This is a genomic window from Chryseobacterium sp. W4I1 (genome assembly GCF_030816115.1).
GTDB lineage: Bacteria > Bacteroidota > Bacteroidia > Flavobacteriales > Weeksellaceae > Chryseobacterium.
Window position 1 is genome coordinate 1,121,611 of sequence record NZ_JAUSXQ010000001.1, and the last position, 17,399, is coordinate 1,139,009.

At 40.1% G+C, this 17,399-nt stretch carries 15 protein-coding genes; 13 read left to right on the plus strand and 2 right to left on the minus strand.

Annotated features, from left to right (window positions below; translation table 11 throughout):
• Together QF044_RS05145 and QF044_RS05150 are read right to left on the minus strand one after the other, a co-directional pair.
• Positions 1-840, minus strand: a complete 840-nt coding sequence (locus QF044_RS05145) for a cyanophycinase (protein WP_307264473.1) — start codon at positions 838-840, stop codon at positions 1-3.
• A 42-nt stretch (positions 841-882) separates the two neighbouring features.
• Positions 883-1,683: a cyanophycinase gene (locus tag QF044_RS05150; protein ID WP_307264476.1), complete on the minus strand. Its 801-nt coding sequence runs from the start codon at positions 1,681-1,683 to the stop codon at positions 883-885.
• Between the two features lie 191 nt (positions 1,684-1,874).
• Here QF044_RS05150 and QF044_RS05155 point away from each other — a divergent pair, with 191 nt between their 5' ends.
• The 13 genes from QF044_RS05155 (at position 1,875) to QF044_RS05215 (ending at position 17,396) form a co-directional block, all read left to right on the plus strand.
• Entirely contained in the window at positions 1,875-2,087 is a 213-nt protein-coding gene (locus tag QF044_RS05155) for a hypothetical protein (protein WP_307264479.1), read from the plus strand.
• Positions 2,088-2,381: 294 nt separating this feature from the next.
• Positions 2,382-3,341 carry a KGG domain-containing protein gene (locus tag QF044_RS05160; protein ID WP_307264481.1) on the plus strand — a complete coding sequence of 320 codons (960 nt, stop codon included), beginning with the start codon at positions 2,382-2,384 and terminating at the stop codon, positions 3,339-3,341.
• Positions 3,342-3,413: 72 nt separating this feature from the next.
• Positions 3,414-4,031 (plus strand): ferritin-like domain-containing protein, encoded by a 618-nt coding sequence (locus tag QF044_RS05165; protein WP_307264484.1) that lies wholly within the window; start codon positions 3,414-3,416, stop codon positions 4,029-4,031.
• 134 nt (positions 4,032-4,165) lie between these two features.
• The gene (locus QF044_RS05170) at positions 4,166-5,362 is read left to right on the plus strand and encodes a zinc-dependent alcohol dehydrogenase (protein WP_307264487.1); all 1,197 of its coding nucleotides are present in this window, start codon (positions 4,166-4,168) and stop codon (positions 5,360-5,362) included.
• The gene (locus QF044_RS05175) at positions 5,355-5,867 is read left to right on the plus strand and encodes a CinA family protein (RefSeq protein WP_307264490.1); all 513 of its coding nucleotides are present in this window, start codon (positions 5,355-5,357) and stop codon (positions 5,865-5,867) included. Before QF044_RS05170 ends, QF044_RS05175 begins: the two co-directional genes overlap by 8 nt.
• A 6-nt stretch (positions 5,868-5,873) precedes the next feature.
• Positions 5,874-6,671, plus strand: a complete 798-nt coding sequence (locus QF044_RS05180; RefSeq protein ID WP_307264493.1) for an SDR family oxidoreductase — start codon at positions 5,874-5,876, stop codon at positions 6,669-6,671.
• 3 nt (positions 6,672-6,674) lie between these two features.
• Entirely contained in the window at positions 6,675-7,427 is a 753-nt protein-coding gene (locus QF044_RS05185; protein ID WP_307264496.1) for an SDR family oxidoreductase, read from the plus strand.
• A gap of 26 nt (positions 7,428-7,453) precedes the next feature.
• The gene (locus tag QF044_RS05190) at positions 7,454-7,582 is read left to right on the plus strand and encodes a hypothetical protein (protein WP_307264499.1); all 129 of its coding nucleotides are present in this window, start codon (positions 7,454-7,456) and stop codon (positions 7,580-7,582) included.
• A gap of 2 nt (positions 7,583-7,584) precedes the next feature.
• Complete coding sequence (locus QF044_RS05195) at positions 7,585-9,099, plus strand: FAD-dependent oxidoreductase (protein WP_307264502.1); 1,515 nt, start codon at positions 7,585-7,587, stop codon at positions 9,097-9,099.
• Between the two features lie 93 nt (positions 9,100-9,192).
• Complete coding sequence (locus tag QF044_RS05200; protein ID WP_307264505.1) at positions 9,193-9,603, plus strand: low affinity iron permease family protein; 411 nt, start codon at positions 9,193-9,195, stop codon at positions 9,601-9,603.
• 175 nt (positions 9,604-9,778) lie between these two features.
• Positions 9,779-11,365, plus strand: a complete 1,587-nt coding sequence (locus QF044_RS05205; RefSeq protein ID WP_307264508.1) for a histidine kinase — start codon at positions 9,779-9,781, stop codon at positions 11,363-11,365.
• 110 nt (positions 11,366-11,475) lie between these two features.
• Positions 11,476-14,070 carry a zinc-dependent metalloprotease gene (locus QF044_RS05210; protein WP_373462594.1) on the plus strand — a complete coding sequence of 865 codons (2,595 nt, stop codon included), beginning with the start codon at positions 11,476-11,478 and terminating at the stop codon, positions 14,068-14,070.
• Complete coding sequence (locus QF044_RS05215) at positions 14,067-17,396, plus strand: SusC/RagA family TonB-linked outer membrane protein (RefSeq protein WP_307264510.1); 3,330 nt, start codon at positions 14,067-14,069, stop codon at positions 17,394-17,396. The genes QF044_RS05210 and QF044_RS05215 overlap by 4 nt, the downstream gene beginning before the upstream one ends.
• Positions 17,397-17,399: the final 3 nt, after the last annotated feature.

A 17,399-nucleotide genomic window follows, 5' to 3' on the forward strand; every position in this document is an offset into this window, starting at 1 on the left:
TTAATCCGGACTTCCTTTCATTTCACCGGTAGTCAGATTGATGCGGCAGCCGTCTGTCATCAGATGTACTTTGAGATTTTCAGCGTACACGGGATCTCCATCCTTTACAGAATCTATATTGGTCTGGTTCATGTTCTTTGCACTGATGATGACAGCCATTCCTGAACCTTTACAGATTGCAGTATTTCCATTCTCTATCAGTAATGCGGTATCTTCACCCAATCCGATTCCCCAATGTTCCGGATGCAGTATAGCTGCATGAGCCAGTCTTCCGAATCTTCCCCGGTGTACAAAATGTGTATCTACAATACAGTTATCAATCAGTCCTAAACCTTTGCGCAGCTTAATGTCATGATCTACAATAGCTTCGCCATTTTCCGCTTCAGCAATGACAATTTCCGGCATACACATGGCACCTGCACTTGTTCCTGCAATCACAAAATCCTTGTCATTCATATATCTTTCTAATAGTATATCGTTGACTACAGACATTTTCAGCTCTTCACATATTTTGTTCTGGTCACCCCCAGTGAAGAACACGGTTTTGGCATCAGTGATTCTTTTTAAATGATAATCTGTGTGCATTTGTTGATCGCAGATATCCAGGAAATCAAAATTTGTATACCCGATCTCATTGAATGTTTTCTGGTAGATCTCTTTCATACTTTCTGGTTCAGAACTGGCGGTAGTAATTACCTCGATACGGTCATCCTTCGACTGAACGAGAAGCTTGAGAATTTCATGTGGTGAAAAATCATCATTGGTATTTTCCATTTTCACTTCTGTTCCGTTTCTGTCTTCTTTACCGCCTATAATTAATAATTTTCCCTTTGAAATCATAATTTATTTGTTTTTTAGAGTTGTATTATTTTTTAATTTTATTTATGATATAGCGTCACCGCTCTGAAGATTGATTTTGCATCCATCGATCAGAACACGACCTTTAAGATTTTTCAGATAGATACAATCGGGCCTGTAATCAGGATCCGATTCTTTTATATATCTCGCATTAATGACCATAATAGTTCCGCTTCCTTTGCAGGTGGCCAGACATCCTTTTTCAATAATCAATGCCGTGTTTTCTCCCATTCCCATTCCCAAAAACTGCTGATGTTTTATAGCTGTTAAAGCAAGTTGCTTAAAGCGGGTATTCTGAAACTGCGTGTCTATAATACAGTGATTGATAAACCCTAGCCCCGGCTCAAGATTTATCATATTGTCTTCATCGTCAAGCATCATAATTCCGGGAATACATTGGGCTCCCCGACACAGTCCGGCAATGGTGAAATGACTTTCGTACAGATATCTCTTATACAAAAGGCGTATTACGGCAGAATTTTTCAGGATACTGTAAATCCGGGACTGTTCACCAATAAAAAAAACTGTTTTTGCTTCTGATAACCGTTCCAAACATTGCTCTTCATCCAGAGGTTCTTCTATATGCAGAAAGTCAAAATTACTGAATCCCATGTGGCTTAAACTGTCACAGCATTCATTTCGGAAATCAGCGGACGGTAAACAAGCTGAGGTGATGATCTCGATGCGGTCATCTTTTTTTTCGGTTAAAATATTCAGGAACTCCGGAGCGACATTAAAGCGGCCGGAATGATTATTTCCGGTTTCTCCTTCATCCGTCTTGTGTTTTGTATTTCCTATAATGAGTAATCTGCCTGCGGGAGTCATAATAAATTTTTAAGGTTAATGGAATTGGTCATTATCTATTTTATACCTGTGATTTCGGTTATAAGATAGATTAGAATAGGATAATGACGGTTTTGTTATTCCAAACTTAGAGAATAAAAGGACATTATATTTATGATGCCAATCACAAATGTTTAAAAATTGATCGTCCTCTGTTTTTACATAAAATAGGTATGGTTTTACAGTATAAACACAATCTGTATACAAGTCTTGCAGACCGGCTCTATTACAAATATATTATGCTGCAGAAAAATCTCTGGAAACTGGAAGAACAGTTGGAAGGAATTATGGACTATCTGAAAAGTTTCAGGAGAAACAGGAGAGTTTCACCTTCGAAATTCCTCTCACGCGACAGCAGCTGGCTTCGTTTACCAGCCTCAGGGTAGAAATAGCCATCAGGGTATCAAACGAATGGAAAACAAAAAGTATTAAAAATACAAAACAGAAAAATTTTCTATTAATCGTCCTGATATGACGTCAATCATAAAATAGAGAATCAATGATGCTGTAATTTTGATATATCAATTATGATAAAAACTCTAAAAACCTTTTGATTTAATAAAGGTATCGAAAAGCATTCAGCTTGTAAAATTCATAAAATAAGACAAAAACCATTGCCGCTTTAATACTAGTTAAAAGCAGTAATATATCACCCAAATATTAATAATAAAAAATTTATTATGAACACTAGAAATTCAAACAACCGTAGATCAGGAAACAATTCTTCAAACGAAGAAAACTCAACTCTTGAAGAAGTTTATCAATTAGGTTATGACCATGGTTATAGCGATGCATCAGAAGATGAAGATTATGATGATGATTTCTCAGATTATGAGGATTATTTCGATGATTACGACAATGAATACGATGACGAAGATTATGATGACGAAGACGAGGACTATGATGATGACGAAGACTATGATGACGAAGATTATGATGATGACGAGGACTATGATGACGATGATGATGACGATAACAGAGGCCGCAGTTCAAGGGGCGGAAACAGGGGATCCAGAGGTGGAAGCCAGGATAGAGACAGCCAGGGCAGATTCACCTCAGGTGGAAGAGGAAGCTCCGGCGGATCACGTAGTGGTTCCCGTTCAGGCGGAAGTTCAGGTTCAGGGTCAGGTTCAGGGTCAAGATCCGGTGGAAGAGGAAGATCATCTTCATCCTCATCAGGAAGTGGCACTTCTAAGAGAGGTTTCGCTTCAATGAGTAAATCTGAACGTACAAGGATTGCACGTATGGGAGGAGAAGCTTCTCACGGTGGCGGAAGAGGACGTAGCTCCGATTCAGGATCAGGAGGAAGATCAGGCAGCAGCTCCAGAACGTCAAATTCCGGCTCAGGTGGAAATAACAGTTCAGGAAGAGGACGTAGTTCAAATTCCGGTTCACGATCAGGAAGTTCAAGTTCAAGATCTGGCGGTAACAGCAGCTCAGGAAGAGGACGTAGTTCAAATTCAGGCAGCAGCAGTAGAGGCTCAAATTCAGGCAATGGAACATCAAAAAGAGGTTTCGCTTCAATGAGTAAATCTGAACGTACAAGAATTGCACGTATGGGAGGCGAGGCTTCCCATGGCGGCGGAAGATCTTCAGGTTCTGGCAGATCAGGCTTTGGAGGAAGACGTAATAATTCATAATTTTTAATGATTGCCTCTTTGATTTAATTGGAGAGGCAATTTTTTCCATACCACTAAACACCACATTATATTATGGCAACTAAAACACAAGAAACAAAAACCCCGGAAGCAAAAACTCTGGAAAAAAGCACTACATCAACATCTGAAAAGAAGATGGAAGTAGACAATGCTGTTGTAGATAAGAATGAAATGAAGAACTCTTCACTTCACAAGTTTTTTGTAAGCTCTCTTAAAGATATTTATTTTGCAGAAAATGCAATTGTAGATGCACTGACGAAAATGGAAGAAGCAGCAACCACAGAGGAACTGAAAGAAGCTTTTGAGGACCATCAGCTACAGACTAGAAAACACATCAGCCGTTTAGAAAAGGTTTTCAAATTAATCGAAGAAAAACCCGAGAAAAAAGAATGTGAAGCGATAAAGGGTATCATTAAAGAAGGTGAAGAGATCATTAAGTCAACGGAAGAAGGATCTATGACCAGAGATGCTGCTTTAATTATTGCTGCACAAAAAGTAGAACACTACGAAATTGCTACCTATGGCGGTCTTGCTCAGTTGGCCATTACAATGGGACATGACAAAGTAGCCGACTTACTTGAAAAAACACTTCAGGAAGAAGAAGATACGGACTACAATCTTACTGAGATTGCTGAAACCTTTATCAATTTTGATGCTGAACAGGAAGATTAATACACGATATGCTATCGACCATGCGGAAGTTAATCTCTGCATGGTCTGTTTTTATTTACCTGAAAATAAATTACCGAAAATATATAGAAACTACTTCCTAAATTACCTTCAACACCACACCTAAATATAAAATTATGAAAGCAGCTGTTTTTCATGCCCCGGGTAAAATTACCTGTGACACAATAGATGATCCTATCATTAAGGAATCGAACGATATTATTCTGAAAGTCACTTCAACAGCTATCTGTGGAAGTGATCTCCATATGTATTCAGGCGGATTACCACAACTTCGCCCCATGGTGATGGGGCACGAATTTATGGGAATTGTAGAAGAAGTAGGTAAGGGGATCACTCATCTTAAAGCAGGTGATCGTGTAGTGGTACCATTTCCAGTAGCATGTGGCGGATGCTTTTTTTGCCAGCATGATCTGCCTGGAGCCTGTGAAAATAGTAATCCTGAGCATTATGGTCCGGAAGGAGGTATTCTGACAGAAAAAGGAGGTGCTTTATTCGGCTACACCGACCTTTACGGAGGTTATGATGGCGGGCAGGCTCAGTATGTCCGGGTTCCTTATGCCCATTTTGGTCCAAGAAAAGTAGCTGACCACCTTACAGATGAGCAGGTTTTATTTCTTACGGATATATTCCCGACAGGTTATACAGGAGTTATGTGGGGTGAATTGAAAGGTGGAGAGACAGTGGCTGTTTTCGGTGCTGGACCAGTAGGGTCTATGTCCGTTAAAAGTGCCATTCTCCATCATGCCAAAAAAGTAATTGTTATTGATACCTTACAGTACAGACTGGATCAAATAAAAAAACTTACCGGCTGTGAGACCATTCTCTGGGAAGATGCCAAGAGTACTATTGAACAGATCCGGGATATGACGGATGGAAGAGGAGCGGATCTCTGCATTGATGCAGTAGGATTTGAACCGGAAAGAGATCTTCTGGACCGTGCGAAAGCTGTTCTGAATTTCGAGAAAGGATCGATTAAAGTCCTGGAAGCCTGTATGAGTGCCGTACGACGTGGCGGAATCGTTTCAATTTTGGGGGTCTATCCCGTTAATTATGACAATTTCAGACTGGGACAGATCTTTGATAAAGGCATCACTTTAAAAGCAGGTCAGGCTCCGGTACATCCTATTATAGACCAGCTGATGAAGTATGTGGAAAATGGTGACGTGGTCCTGGATGATATCATCACCCACCGGCTTTCCCTGGATGAAGTAGCCAAAGGATATGAGATTTTCGACAAAAAACAAGACGGTTGCGTGAAGGTTATATTAGATCCCTGGAAAACAGTAGACTTAAAAACTAATACTAATGAATAAAATTATAGAACTGCAAAAGGAGCTACTGGAATATATCAGCGAAACACTCATAAGGTCTGATGAAACCATTTCAGTTGCGGAAAGTGTAACGTCTGGCTGTCTTCAGCTGTCATTTTCCCAGATGCCTAATGCATCGATGTTTTACAAGGGAGGAATGACGGCTTATACCTTACCGGTCAAAGTAAAACTTTTGGATGTTGATCAGGAGGAAGCCAAGCAATGTGATTGCGTTTCGGAGAATATTGCAGAAACAATGGCCCTTAATGTTTCCAAACTTTATGAAACAGACTGGGGTATTGCCACTACAGGTTACTGCACGCCGATCAGGAATTCATCCTATAAAATTTTCGCATATTTCTCATTTGCTTACAAAGGAGAGATTATCCTTACTCATAAGCTTGAACTTCATCCCAAGACAGAAGCTTTAAGTGCTCAGCTTTTCTACACCGAGTTCATATTAGGATGTTTTAAAACTGAAATAAATAAACTGCTAACTTTAAAATAATCTACTATGGAACGTAAAAATCGTTATGCCCTAATTACAGGGGCCACCAGTGGAATTGGGTATGAACTGGCAAAACAGTTTGCTAAAAATGGTTATGACCTTGTAATCGTTTCCCGGAACCATGAAGAGCTAAAAAATAAAGAAGAAGAATTTAAGGCCTTTGGCGTCAATGTCATTTCTATGTCAAAGAACCTCTTTTCACAGGATGACGTTTATGCAATTTACTCTGCGCTGCAGCTGCACGGTATCAGTCCTGAAATTCTCGTTAATGATGCGGGCCAGGGTGTTTACGGAAAATTTCAGGACACCGATATTCATAGAGAGATCAATATCATCAACCTCAATATCATTTCCGTCATTCTTTTGACTAAACTGTTTCTGAAAGACCGGCTGGCTAAAGGATCCGGAAAGATTCTAAACCTTGCTTCCATTGCCAGTAAGGCTCCCGGTCCATGGCACTCTGTCTATCATGGAACAAAGGCTTTTGTACTGTCATGGTCAGAGGCCATCCGCGAAGAACTGAAAGATACGGGGATTACAGTAACGGCACTCCTGCCGGGACCTACGGACACTGACTTCTTTAATAAAGCAGACATGAACAGGAGTAAAATTATAGAAGATAAAGAAAGCCTTGCCAGCCCAGAACAGGTGGCAGAAGATGGTTACAATGCTTTAATGAACGGTGATGATAAAATAATTTCGGGATTCAAAAATAAACTGACGGTCGCTATGACCAATCTTGAAACAGATGATATGGCTGCTTATAGGATGGGAGAGATGCAGAAACCAATGAATGAAAAGTAACGTATGGAAAAACGTCAATTAGAAAACAAATCAGTTTTAATTACCGGTGCCGACAGTGGAATCGGTAAATCTGTTGCGCTGCTTTTTGCTCAGCAAGGAGCGGATATCGCAATTATTTATCATGATGATGATAAAGATGCTGAAAATACAAAAAAGGAAATAGCTGCTCTGGGACGGAAATGTCTGATCTTTCCCGGTGATATTAATGATTATGAATTCTGTGAAAAAACGGTGGAAAAAGTAGTTTCCGAATTTCATGGAATAGATATTCTGGTTAATAATGCCGGAGTACAGTTTCCTTCGGATAACATTGAGAATTTGGAAGAAAAAAATGTTCGTAAAACATTTGATTCCAATATTATTGGGATGATTTTACTTACGAAAATTGTTTTTCCTTACCTGAAATCAGGAGGCTGTGTTATCAATACCACTTCAGCAGTAGCTTATCAGGGACATGAAGAACTGCTGGACTATTCAGCAACCAAAGGTGCTATAGTATCTTTTACCCGCTCTCTGGCTTTGCAGGCAAAACCGAAAGGCATACGCATTAATGCTGTAGCTCCGGGTCCCGTTGCAACACCGCTTACGGAAAAAACTTTCGGAGAGGAAGAAGAAGATTCAGATAAGCCTCCTTTTGAACGTAATGCTTCACCGGAAGAAGTTGCTGAAAGCTTTTTATTCCTTGCGACCGATGCCGCCGCACAGATCACCGGACAGGTTCTTCACCCAAATGGTGGAATCATAATTAATGGTTAATCATAATAAATTCAAAAAGCAAAAATATGAAAACAATGATTGTATTGGCGTGCTGCCTGATAAGTTTGACAGCCTGCCGCTGTGACATCACAGAAGATGATGATAAAAAGAAAAATGACAGCAGAATAAAGAGTGATACTCTCAAAATCGGATAGCTATGAATAGAGATGGAGCCAGGAAAAGTATATGGCAGGAAGAGATCAAATCGTTTTCTTCAGGTTCTGCCTTTGAGAAAAAACAATATGATGTAGCAGTTGTCGGAGGTGGCATTACCGGAATGTCCACAGCGATCCGGCTGCAGAAAGAAGGTAAAAAATGTATTCTTCTGGAAGCTTCCAATATAGGTTTCGGAACCACCGGAGGCACTACCGCCCACTTGAATAACTTCTTCGACACTACCTATGACCAGGCTATTAAAGATTTTGGTTTACAGAATGCCAAATTGCTTAAATATGTAGGGATAGAAGCTCAGAATATTATTAAAAACAACATAAGGGAATTCAATATCGACTGTGATTTTGAAAACAAGACAGGGTACCTTTTTGCTTTGGACGAAAAGCAGGAAAAACAGCTGGATGATATTATGAAGGGAGCTTCACAAGTAGGGCTTCCTATGACGTATACTGAAACAATTCCATTTCCTATTCCCTTTAAAAAGGCGGTGGTCATACCTGGTCAGGCTCAGTTTCACCCGATAAAATACATTAAGGCCCTGGCAGAAGCATTTATTAAGTTAGGAGGAATAATAGTGGAAGATTGTTTATGTGAGGGACACGAAGAACAGGACAATGTTATCGTTATAAAATCTTCAAAAGGCAATTTCAGAGCACAAAATCTTATCTACGCCACTCATATACCTCCAGGCTTAAACAGTCTTCATTTTATGAATGCCCCGTATCGGAGCTATGCTATTGCTTTCAAGTTAAATGGCAATAATTATCCTACGGATCTCGGCTACGACCTTATTGATCCCTATCATTATTACAGGACTCAGGAAATTAATGGTGAAAATCTGCTGATTGCCGGAGGTGAAGATCACAAAACCGGACATACTGAAGATACCGGAGAATGCTTTTCCAGGTTGGAAAATTATGTTCGGCAGTATTTTGATGTAGATACTGCAGTTTACAGCTGGTCCAGCCAATATTATGAACCCGCAGACGGACTTCCCTATATTGGCGTATTACCTGGCAGTAAAGGGAACGTCTACACCGCCACAGGCTTTCGGGGAAACGGAATGTTATTTGGAACCATTACTTCGCAAATTTTAGGAGATCTGATTCTTGCAAAGGAAAATAAATATACAGATTTGTTTGATCCTGGAAGAATAAAACTGATAGCAGGGTTTCCTAACTTTGTTAAAGAAACCGCTACCGTGGTATTCGATTTTGTAAAAGACAAGCTTTTTGTCGATAAAATCAATTCATTAGCCGAGCTTAAAGCAGGAGAAGCGAAGGTTGTGAAATATGAAGGCGAATCTTTTGCTGTTTATAAAGAATCCAATGGTAAAAATCACTTTCTTAGAAGCACATGCCCGCACGCCAAGTGTGAAGTGCGTTGGAACAGTGCAGAAATAAGCTGGGACTGCCCATGCCATGGATCGAGATTCAATGTCAATGGAAAAATGCTTACCGGCCCTTCGGTAAAGAATTTGCAAATAATTGATTTATAAAAAACTCTATTTTTAAAGATAATAGGATACCGTGCATAAATAGGGCCCGGTATCAATACTTGTTTAAAACCTAGTATATGAAAAGTAATTTCTTTGACCGTTTTTGCCAATAAGGCGGCCTATTTTACCGGAAGTGCAACTGCTTTTATTATCGCAAGTGTCCTAGTTATCATATGGGCTGCAACGGGTCCGTTATTCAATTTTTCTGAGGTATGGCAGATGGTCATTAATACCGGAACTACCATTATTACTTTCTTAATGGTTTTTCTCATTCAGAAAGCACAGAATAAAGATTCCAAAGCGCTTCAGATCAAACTCAATGAACTTATTACTGCCCATGATAAAGCCAATAACAGAATTGTTGATATAGAGGACCTGACGGAGGAGGAGCTTGATAAGTTGCATGAGCTTTACGAAAAAAAAGGCCGTTCTACTCAAAACCGGAATGAAGGCCCTGCCGGGTCAAGCTCTACAAATAATTCAGATTCCGGACAGAATAAATGATCTCCTTAATCACTTAAATATTTTATTTTATCTTTGCAGACTTAATGTATCAAAGAAGATAAAAGAGGAGTTAGATGTTGGCTAGTATGCCTCTATCGACTAAAATATTTGCTTTGGGATCATTCTTGAATTTATTTCCAGGCAGTTTTTTTGGTGCTGCTCCTATTATCAACAGTTGAATACTAATTTTAAACATATACTCTCCCAAAGATCTATTTATATAGCGGTTCTGGTAGCCTGCTTCATTGCGGTGGGGGCTTTTGCGGTTCTCAGCGTCCTTATTACCCACGACAGCCGGAAGAATAACGAAGAGTTTGCACGCAAGACCTTTGTACGGAAATATGAGACCATAGAAAAAGAATTCACCAATATAGAAGATTATCAGTATCTGCTGCGGGCCCTTATCCGGAAAGATGGATTGAAAAATTACAGAGAATATTCCTCCGTCCTCAATGATCTGAACCGGAAGCGCAACCTCTTGCCTTACAGCTGGTATTCCTACTATGATCATACTTCCGGAAAATCTGTCAGCAACAGTCCTTTGTCCAGTGTTTTCACAGAAAAAGATAAGGCAGGGAACTATACAAAAATAGAAAATAACAGATCGGGACACTTCAGCGACCTCCTTATCACCCGAAAAGACAGCATTTATTGGGTAAGCTATGACTCTTTGGCACTGCCCGGTAAAGACAGGCTGTATTATGGTTCTGCCGTTAGCCTTGATGACCTTCACCAGTATTTCATCACTGTAGACAGAACCCCTAATAATTATGCTTACGTATTTACCAAAGAAGGCATCTGCATTACCCATCCCGAAAAGAAATACATAGGAAAGAACGTTTTTGAGTTTACAGATATTAAACCAAAAGATACTCTGGCCGCTGAAACCCAATTGGGATATACCGAAGGAATTGCGGCTTCAGAGTACCTTAACGTAGATGTCACCCGCTTTATAAAACCACTGAAAACGGACAACTTTGACGGTTATACCGTCGTAAATCATGTTAATTTCCTTATCGATGAAAGCGTAAGTAAAACAAAGACCTATACCGTCTATATCTTTCTGGCTGCCTTATTTCTGATTGTGGCCGTATTTATCCTGTTCTACAGATCTACCGCCATGGCTTACCGGGAAAAAGAAAAGATACAGGCTGAAAAGAACTTCCTCCTTATAGAAAACGAGAAGATGCATAAAGAAGAAGTTCTGCACCAGCTTCAGCAGCTTAAAAATAATATCAATCCCCATTTCTTATTCAATTCCCTGAATTCACTATACATGTTGATAGGGATCAATAAAGATAATGCACAGAAATTCACCATGAACCTCTCCAGGATCTACCGTTATCTCATTGTGCCTCCTAAAGAAAATATTGTACCGGTGGCACAGGAGATCTCCTTTATCCGGCAGTATATGGAGCTCCTCAAAAGCAGGTTTGATGAAGAAATCAGTTTTGAATTGATCATCACTGGTGACACAAGCCTCGAAAAAAAGATTCCTTACCTGTCCCTTCAGATGGTCGTGGAAAATGCTATCAAACACAACATAGCCACTATAGACAGTCCTCTCGAGATCATTATCACTGTAGAAAGCCAAATCATCAGCGTAAAGAATACATGGCAGCCAAAGACCGATGAGGCTGTACAGGGAGAGAAGTTTGGAATTGATTATTTGAATCAGGTTTATAGATATTTCAAGAAGAATTCTGTTAATATTTCTGTAGATGGTGAATATTTTATATGTATTTTACCTTTATTGGAGTAAAAGTGAAATCCATTCACTCCCGAAATCACACCTCTCACTCCCTAATACTGTTTATATTATTTCTTTACCTATAGTTTTGCCGCAGAAACTAAGATATCTAATAATTTGGAATGAATCGGACTATTTTAATGAAGAACTACAGACTGGCACTGTACTTAGGACTTGCGTTAGCCTCACCGGCAGCATTTGCACAGAAAAAAGACACCTTAAAAACAGATAAAGAAAAGACTGACAAAACAGATGTTTCATCAAAGAAAACAAAGAAAATTGCAGATCTGATCAAGAAAGGAACCTATAAAAAAGGACTTTTCAATACCATCCAGGTCAAGACAGACGTTTATTTTGAGATTCCGGACAGCCTCATGGAGCGGCAGTTTCTGGTTGTCAATAAACTTTCCCAGGTTCCTATGCAGGTGAATGAAGCAGGTCTGAATAAAGGTATGAACTACGAAAACAAAGTCATTTCCTTCCACCGTGATGCAGTAGCTAAAAAAGTGTGGGTGAAGACCGTGGTACCGCAGGTATCATCTCCTGTGAATGATGCCATCACAAGATCGGTAAAAGATAACTTTTCAGAATCTATAATTGAGTTTTTTGATATAGAAGCCCAAAACAATGATTCCACCTCTGTAGCCATTAAAGTCAATAAGATTTTTGACGGAAACCAGAAAAGCTTCAACGATGTCCTGGCCAATGTAGGACTTGGAGGATCTGTAAAGTCAAACCTTTCCTACATTGAAGGTGTAAAAACCTTCCCTCAGAACCTGGTTGTAAAATCCCAGCTCACAACCTCTGTCAACGAAGGAGGAGTAGATCTGCCTGTTACGTTAGGCGTTACCACCAACCTGGTATTGCTTTCCAAAGTGCCGATGCAGCCTAGAACAGGAGATTCCAGAGTCGGTTTTTTCAGCGAAAAGCACTGGACATTCAGTGACCGTCAGCAGAAGATGGACGAAAAACAGTTTATCACAAGATGGCGCCTGGAGCCCAAAGAAGAAGATAAAGAAAAATACCTTCGGGGAGAACTCGTAGAACCGAAAAAGCAGATTGTTTATTATATAGATCCGTCGACACCGAAACAGTGGCGCGAAAAGATCATTGCAGGAGTTTATGACTGGCAGGCAGCTTTTGAGCAGGCAGGATTCAAAAATGCTGTGATCGCAAAAATGCCTGATGAGAAAGATGAAGACTTTGATATTGATGATGTAAGGTATTCTGTAATCACTTATGCCGCCTCACCCAAGGCCAATGCGATGGGGCCTTCCGTGGTGGATCCGAGAAGTGGCGAGATCATAGAATCGGATATTATATGGTGGCATAATGTGATGACTTCACTTCAGGAATGGATGAGGATTCAGACTGGCCCGATAGATCCTAAAGCCAGAGGAAATAAATTCAGCGACGAGCATATGGGCGAGGCCATACGTTTTGTGTCTTCCCACGAAGTAGGCCATACCTTCGGGCTGAAGCATAATATGGGAGCTTCCTTTGCATTTCCTGTAGAATCTCTGCGTTCTAAGGAGTTTACAGATAAAATGGGTGGAACGGCACCTTCCATCATGGACTATGCCCGTTACAATTACGTAGCTCAGCCCGAAGATGGCGTTACCGCAATAACCCCGAAGATCGGAGTTTATGATAAATATGCCATAGAGTGGGGCTACCGCTGGTATCAGGATGAAATATCCGAGAAAAAAGCCCTAAGAAATTTAATAGAAAAGCATCAGGACGATCCATTGTATTTCTATGGCGAGCAGCAAAGCTATTTAGAAACCATTGATCCCCGTTCCCAGTCTGAAGACCTGGGTGATGATGCGATGAAAGCCGGTGAGTACGGCATAAAAAACCTGAAAGTAGTCACCAATAACCTTCTGTCATGGACTTATGAGGATGGGAAAACCTATACCGATGCAGGTAAGCTGTATCTGGGAGTTATAGGACAATGGGATCTCTATACAGGACACGTGATGGCCAATGTGGGAGGAATCTACCTGAATAATACCGTTTTTGGAAGCAATAAAAAAGCTTATGAAGCAGTGCCTGCCGAAACCCAGAAAAGAGCAGTGGATTATCTGATCAAAAATGCGATCAACCTTCCGGAGTGGCTTTTCTTTAATCCGATTACTGAAAAAACATATCCTGTGAAAAATTCACCCATGGGACCGTTTGAACAGACGCCTTACAATCTCGCAAGAGGAATGCAGTATGGCAGTCTTTACTCCCTGTTTATGGATGACCGCCTGCTCAGAATGCTTGAAAATGAACTGAAACAGGAAGTTTCCGGTTCTAAAGAAGAAATTTACACAGTAGAAAATCTATTCGACCAGGTAAGAGAAGCGATCTTCAATAAAAAAGGAAGCCTGACCATCCTTGAAAAGATGACCCAGAAAAACTATGTGGATGCTCTCATTGTTTCTGTGAATAAATTGTTTGAGAAAACGGCAGTGAAGGCTCTTAAGGTTGAAAATACACTGAATATGCCAATGATTTGCAACTTCCATGGAGAAGAGCATGAACTTAGGAATATCAACTACTCATCCATGAAAAGAGTGTCTGAAGTCACCACCTACAAAAGAGCGGAACTGCAGAAAGTACTGAACTTACTGAATAAAACTAAAAATAAAGGAGATGAAGCTTCCAGGGCTCATTATGCAGACTTGATCATCCGAATAAAAGAGGCTTTAAATATAAATAATCAGCTATGAAAAAAACTCTAATACTTGTACCTCTTTTGGCGGCTCAGATCGCATTGGCCCAGGAAAAGAAAACCATCACAGGAAAAATAGAAGACAGCAGTACCTCAAGCGTGATTGCCGGGGCATCTGTAAAAATAGAGACCCAGTCTGTGTCTACCAAAACAGACCTCGAAGGAATTATTGAAAGCGTATCCGTAGGTACGGTGGCCGACCAGAACGGGAAATTTATCCTTGAAATCCCTGCAGATGCCAAGTCTGTGCTGGTAAGCTATCCGGGTTACGAGTCCAGGATCATCCTGATCAATGAAGATAAGACCAATTATACCGTCAGACTGACTCCTGAAATTTCAGACAAAAATAAAATACAGGAAGTCATCATTACCGGATACCAGAAAATTGAAAAACGTAAGCAGACCTCTGCCGTTTCAACAGTTAAGATGGATAATATCAACCAGGCTGGTGTTGCCAGTGTAGACCAGATGTTATCAGGACAGATTGCAGGAGTGGTAGTGACTCCTGAAACCGGAGCTCCCGGAAGTCCTGCAAAGATCAGGATAAGGGGAACGGCTTCTCTTTCAGGGCCGCAGGATCCTTTATGGGTAGTAGATGGTCTTCCTTTGGAAGGAAATGATGTTCCAAACTTTAGTGATAAAGATAATATTGATCAGCTTCAGAACTTTTCAATTGCCGGGCTGAATCCAAATGATATTGAAGATATCACCATCCTGAAAGATGCAGCCGCTACCGCTATTTACGGGGCAAGGGCAGCCAATGGGGTGATTTCTATTACCACGAAAAAAGGAAAGAAAGGAAACCTGAGGATCAACTTCTCAGCAGATACTTTCATTACATCCCGTCCTGATTTTGACAAGCTTAATCTTTTGAACTCCAACGAAAAAGTAGATCTGGAGTTAATGCTTGCAAAACGTGCAGATCTAACGTACCGTGCAGATAAAGGGGAAGTGATGAGAATCTTAACTAAAAACAATCAGCTTGATGCTTTCAGAGCAGGCGGTTTAGAGGGGCTGAATGCATTGACCCGTCAGCAGATTGATGGCTTGAGAGGTAATAATACTGACTGGGGAAAACTGCTATACAGAAACGCGATCAACAGACAATACGGATTAAGTCTTTCCGGAGGAAGTGACCGTTCAGATTACTATTTCTCATTAGGATATTTTGATGAAGAGGGAACAACAATAGGCACAGGGTTCAAACGATATAACCTGACCTTGAAGAATAATTATAAAATAAGCGATAAATTCAATGCAGGAATCTCTATTTTTGGTACTCAGAGTGAAAAAGAGTCTTTCATGACGGATGCTGATGCTGCAGCCAATCCTATTAATTATTCAAGAAATGCCAATCCTTATCTGACACCTTTCAATGCAGATGGGAGCTATAAATATGATCCGGATATAGACGGTACAAGAGATGCCTATATTCCTTTCAACTTTTTGGAAGAGAGAGCAAATACAAACTATACCCTGAAAAATTATTCATTAAAAGGGATATTGGATTTAGAGTATAAGGTATCCAAAAGTCTTAAGTTTACTTCACAGTTAGGTATGCAGTATGATACCAACAAAACGGAAAAATTTGCCGCTGAAAACACCTATTTTACCAGGAAGATGAGAGAGGGAACCCGTTATTATAAAGACGGAGCAGCCCGCTATTTCTTACCGGTAGGAGGAGTAAAACAAAACTGGGATAATGACTTCTTTCAATACAACTGGAAAGTGCAGGGGTTATATAGTACAAGAATCAATTCGCTACATGAGATTGATTTAATGGCCGGAACTGAAATTCGAAAAACAGAAGATAACACCAGGGTTACCAGAGCTTTTGGTTTTAATAGCCTTACCAAAACAGGAACTCCGATTATATTTCCTAACTCTGATTTTGCCGGAGATAAAAAATACGAAACCTACCGTGAAATGCCTACTGTAGAGAATGCTTATGCTTCTATGTTTGCAACGGCTTCTTATACCTATGACCAGAAATATACCTTTTTCGGAAGTGTGAGATATGACGGTACCAACCTTTTTGGGGTAAATAAAAAGTACAAGTATTTGCCAATCTGGGCCGCTTCAGGTTCCTGGTTGGTGACAAAGGAAAATTTTATGAAGAATGTACCTCTTATTTCTAATCTTAGATTAAGGGCTTCTTATGGTTTACAGGGAAATATTGACCGTAATACATCGCCGTTTTTTATCGGAGAATATGGAGAAGCAACCATTCTTCCGGGAAAAAAAGAAGAAATTATTAATGTAATAACTTCTCCGAATGACAAGCTTCGTTGGGAAAAAACAACCAATGTGAATTTCGGAATTGATCTTGGATTGTTTAAAAACCGTATCAACCTTACTGCTGACGTATACAACAGAAAGGGAACAGATATGATCAGTATGAGAGAAACACCGCTTGAAACGGGATTCAATTATACGATGATGAACTGGGGAAGCTTGACGAACAAAGGTTTTGAGGTGGCCATTTCAACCAGAAATATCGAGAAAGACAACTTCAAATGGTCAACCACTATTAATTTTGCTCATAATAAGAGTAACGTCATTACTGAACAACCTCGTCAGAACTCGATGCTTCCTTCAAGAGAAGGACTTCCCGTAAATGCTGTGTTTGCTTTGAAAACGGCAGGGATGGATGAGAATGGAAACCCTATGTTCTGGAAAGGGAATGAAAAGATGAAAATTGAAGACTTCTTTAAACTGTATGATGTGTATGAAGAATTCCTTCCGGGACAGCTGGTAGGGACAAAGCTTACCGCTGAAGAAATGAGAGGCCTGTTCACTTACATTGGAGACAGGGACCCTAAATTTACCGGAGGTATTATAAACACTTTTAAAGTACATAATTTTGATCTCACTGTTTCAGCAGCTTTCAACTTTAAGCAGACCGTGATGAGATCGCCTTCTTACAGAGGAATGGATTTAGACAGAGGAAGAAATTATACAAGGGATATTTATGAAGCAGGAGCTTCACTTCCGGCAATAACAAGTCCTAATATGGAAGATAACCCGGGATGGATGGGGAACAAATGGCTTACCGATAGCCCGAATAATGCATATGGGCTGCTTGATATATGGGCAAAAGAGATCAGTTACCTGAGAATCAGCAGTATCCGTTTAGGATATACACTTCCTAAAGAATTTACGAGTCCAATGGGAATCAGTAGTCTGAGATTGAGTGTGGAAGGCCGTAACCTTTTTGTATTCAGTAACGGATATAACGGATATTTTGATCCTGAAACCTATGGTAATATTTATGCACAACCTATTGCCAAATCAGTTACAATTGGCTTTAATGTTTCTTTTTAAAAC

Bases quoted from the DNA above. Each gene is read 5' to 3' on its own strand.
- QF044_RS05155 (WP_307264479.1), top strand. From the start codon at position 1,875: ATGGTTTTACAGTATAAACACAATCTGTATACAAGTCTTGCAGACCGG.
- QF044_RS05145 (WP_307264473.1), bottom strand. From the start codon at position 840: ATGATTTCAAAGGGAAAATTATTAATTATAGGCGGTAAAGAAGACAGA.
- QF044_RS05180 (WP_307264493.1), top strand. From the start codon at position 5,874: ATGGAACGTAAAAATCGTTATGCCCTAATTACAGGGGCCACCAGTGGA.
- QF044_RS05210 (WP_373462594.1), top strand. From the start codon at position 11,476: ATGAATCGGACTATTTTAATGAAGAACTACAGACTGGCACTGTACTTA.
- QF044_RS05165 (WP_307264484.1), top strand. From the start codon at position 3,414: ATGGCAACTAAAACACAAGAAACAAAAACCCCGGAAGCAAAAACTCTG.
- QF044_RS05175 (WP_307264490.1), top strand. From the start codon at position 5,355: ATGAATAAAATTATAGAACTGCAAAAGGAGCTACTGGAATATATCAGC.
- QF044_RS05185 (WP_307264496.1), top strand. From the start codon at position 6,675: ATGGAAAAACGTCAATTAGAAAACAAATCAGTTTTAATTACCGGTGCC.
- QF044_RS05215 (WP_307264510.1), top strand. From the start codon at position 14,067: ATGAAAAAAACTCTAATACTTGTACCTCTTTTGGCGGCTCAGATCGCA.
- QF044_RS05160 (WP_307264481.1), top strand. From the start codon at position 2,382: ATGAACACTAGAAATTCAAACAACCGTAGATCAGGAAACAATTCTTCA.
- QF044_RS05195 (WP_307264502.1), top strand. From the start codon at position 7,585: ATGAATAGAGATGGAGCCAGGAAAAGTATATGGCAGGAAGAGATCAAA.
- QF044_RS05190 (WP_307264499.1), top strand. From the start codon at position 7,454: ATGAAAACAATGATTGTATTGGCGTGCTGCCTGATAAGTTTGACAGCC.
- QF044_RS05170 (WP_307264487.1), top strand. From the start codon at position 4,166: ATGAAAGCAGCTGTTTTTCATGCCCCGGGTAAAATTACCTGTGACACA.
- QF044_RS05150 (WP_307264476.1), bottom strand. From the start codon at position 1,683: ATGACTCCCGCAGGCAGATTACTCATTATAGGAAATACAAAACACAAG.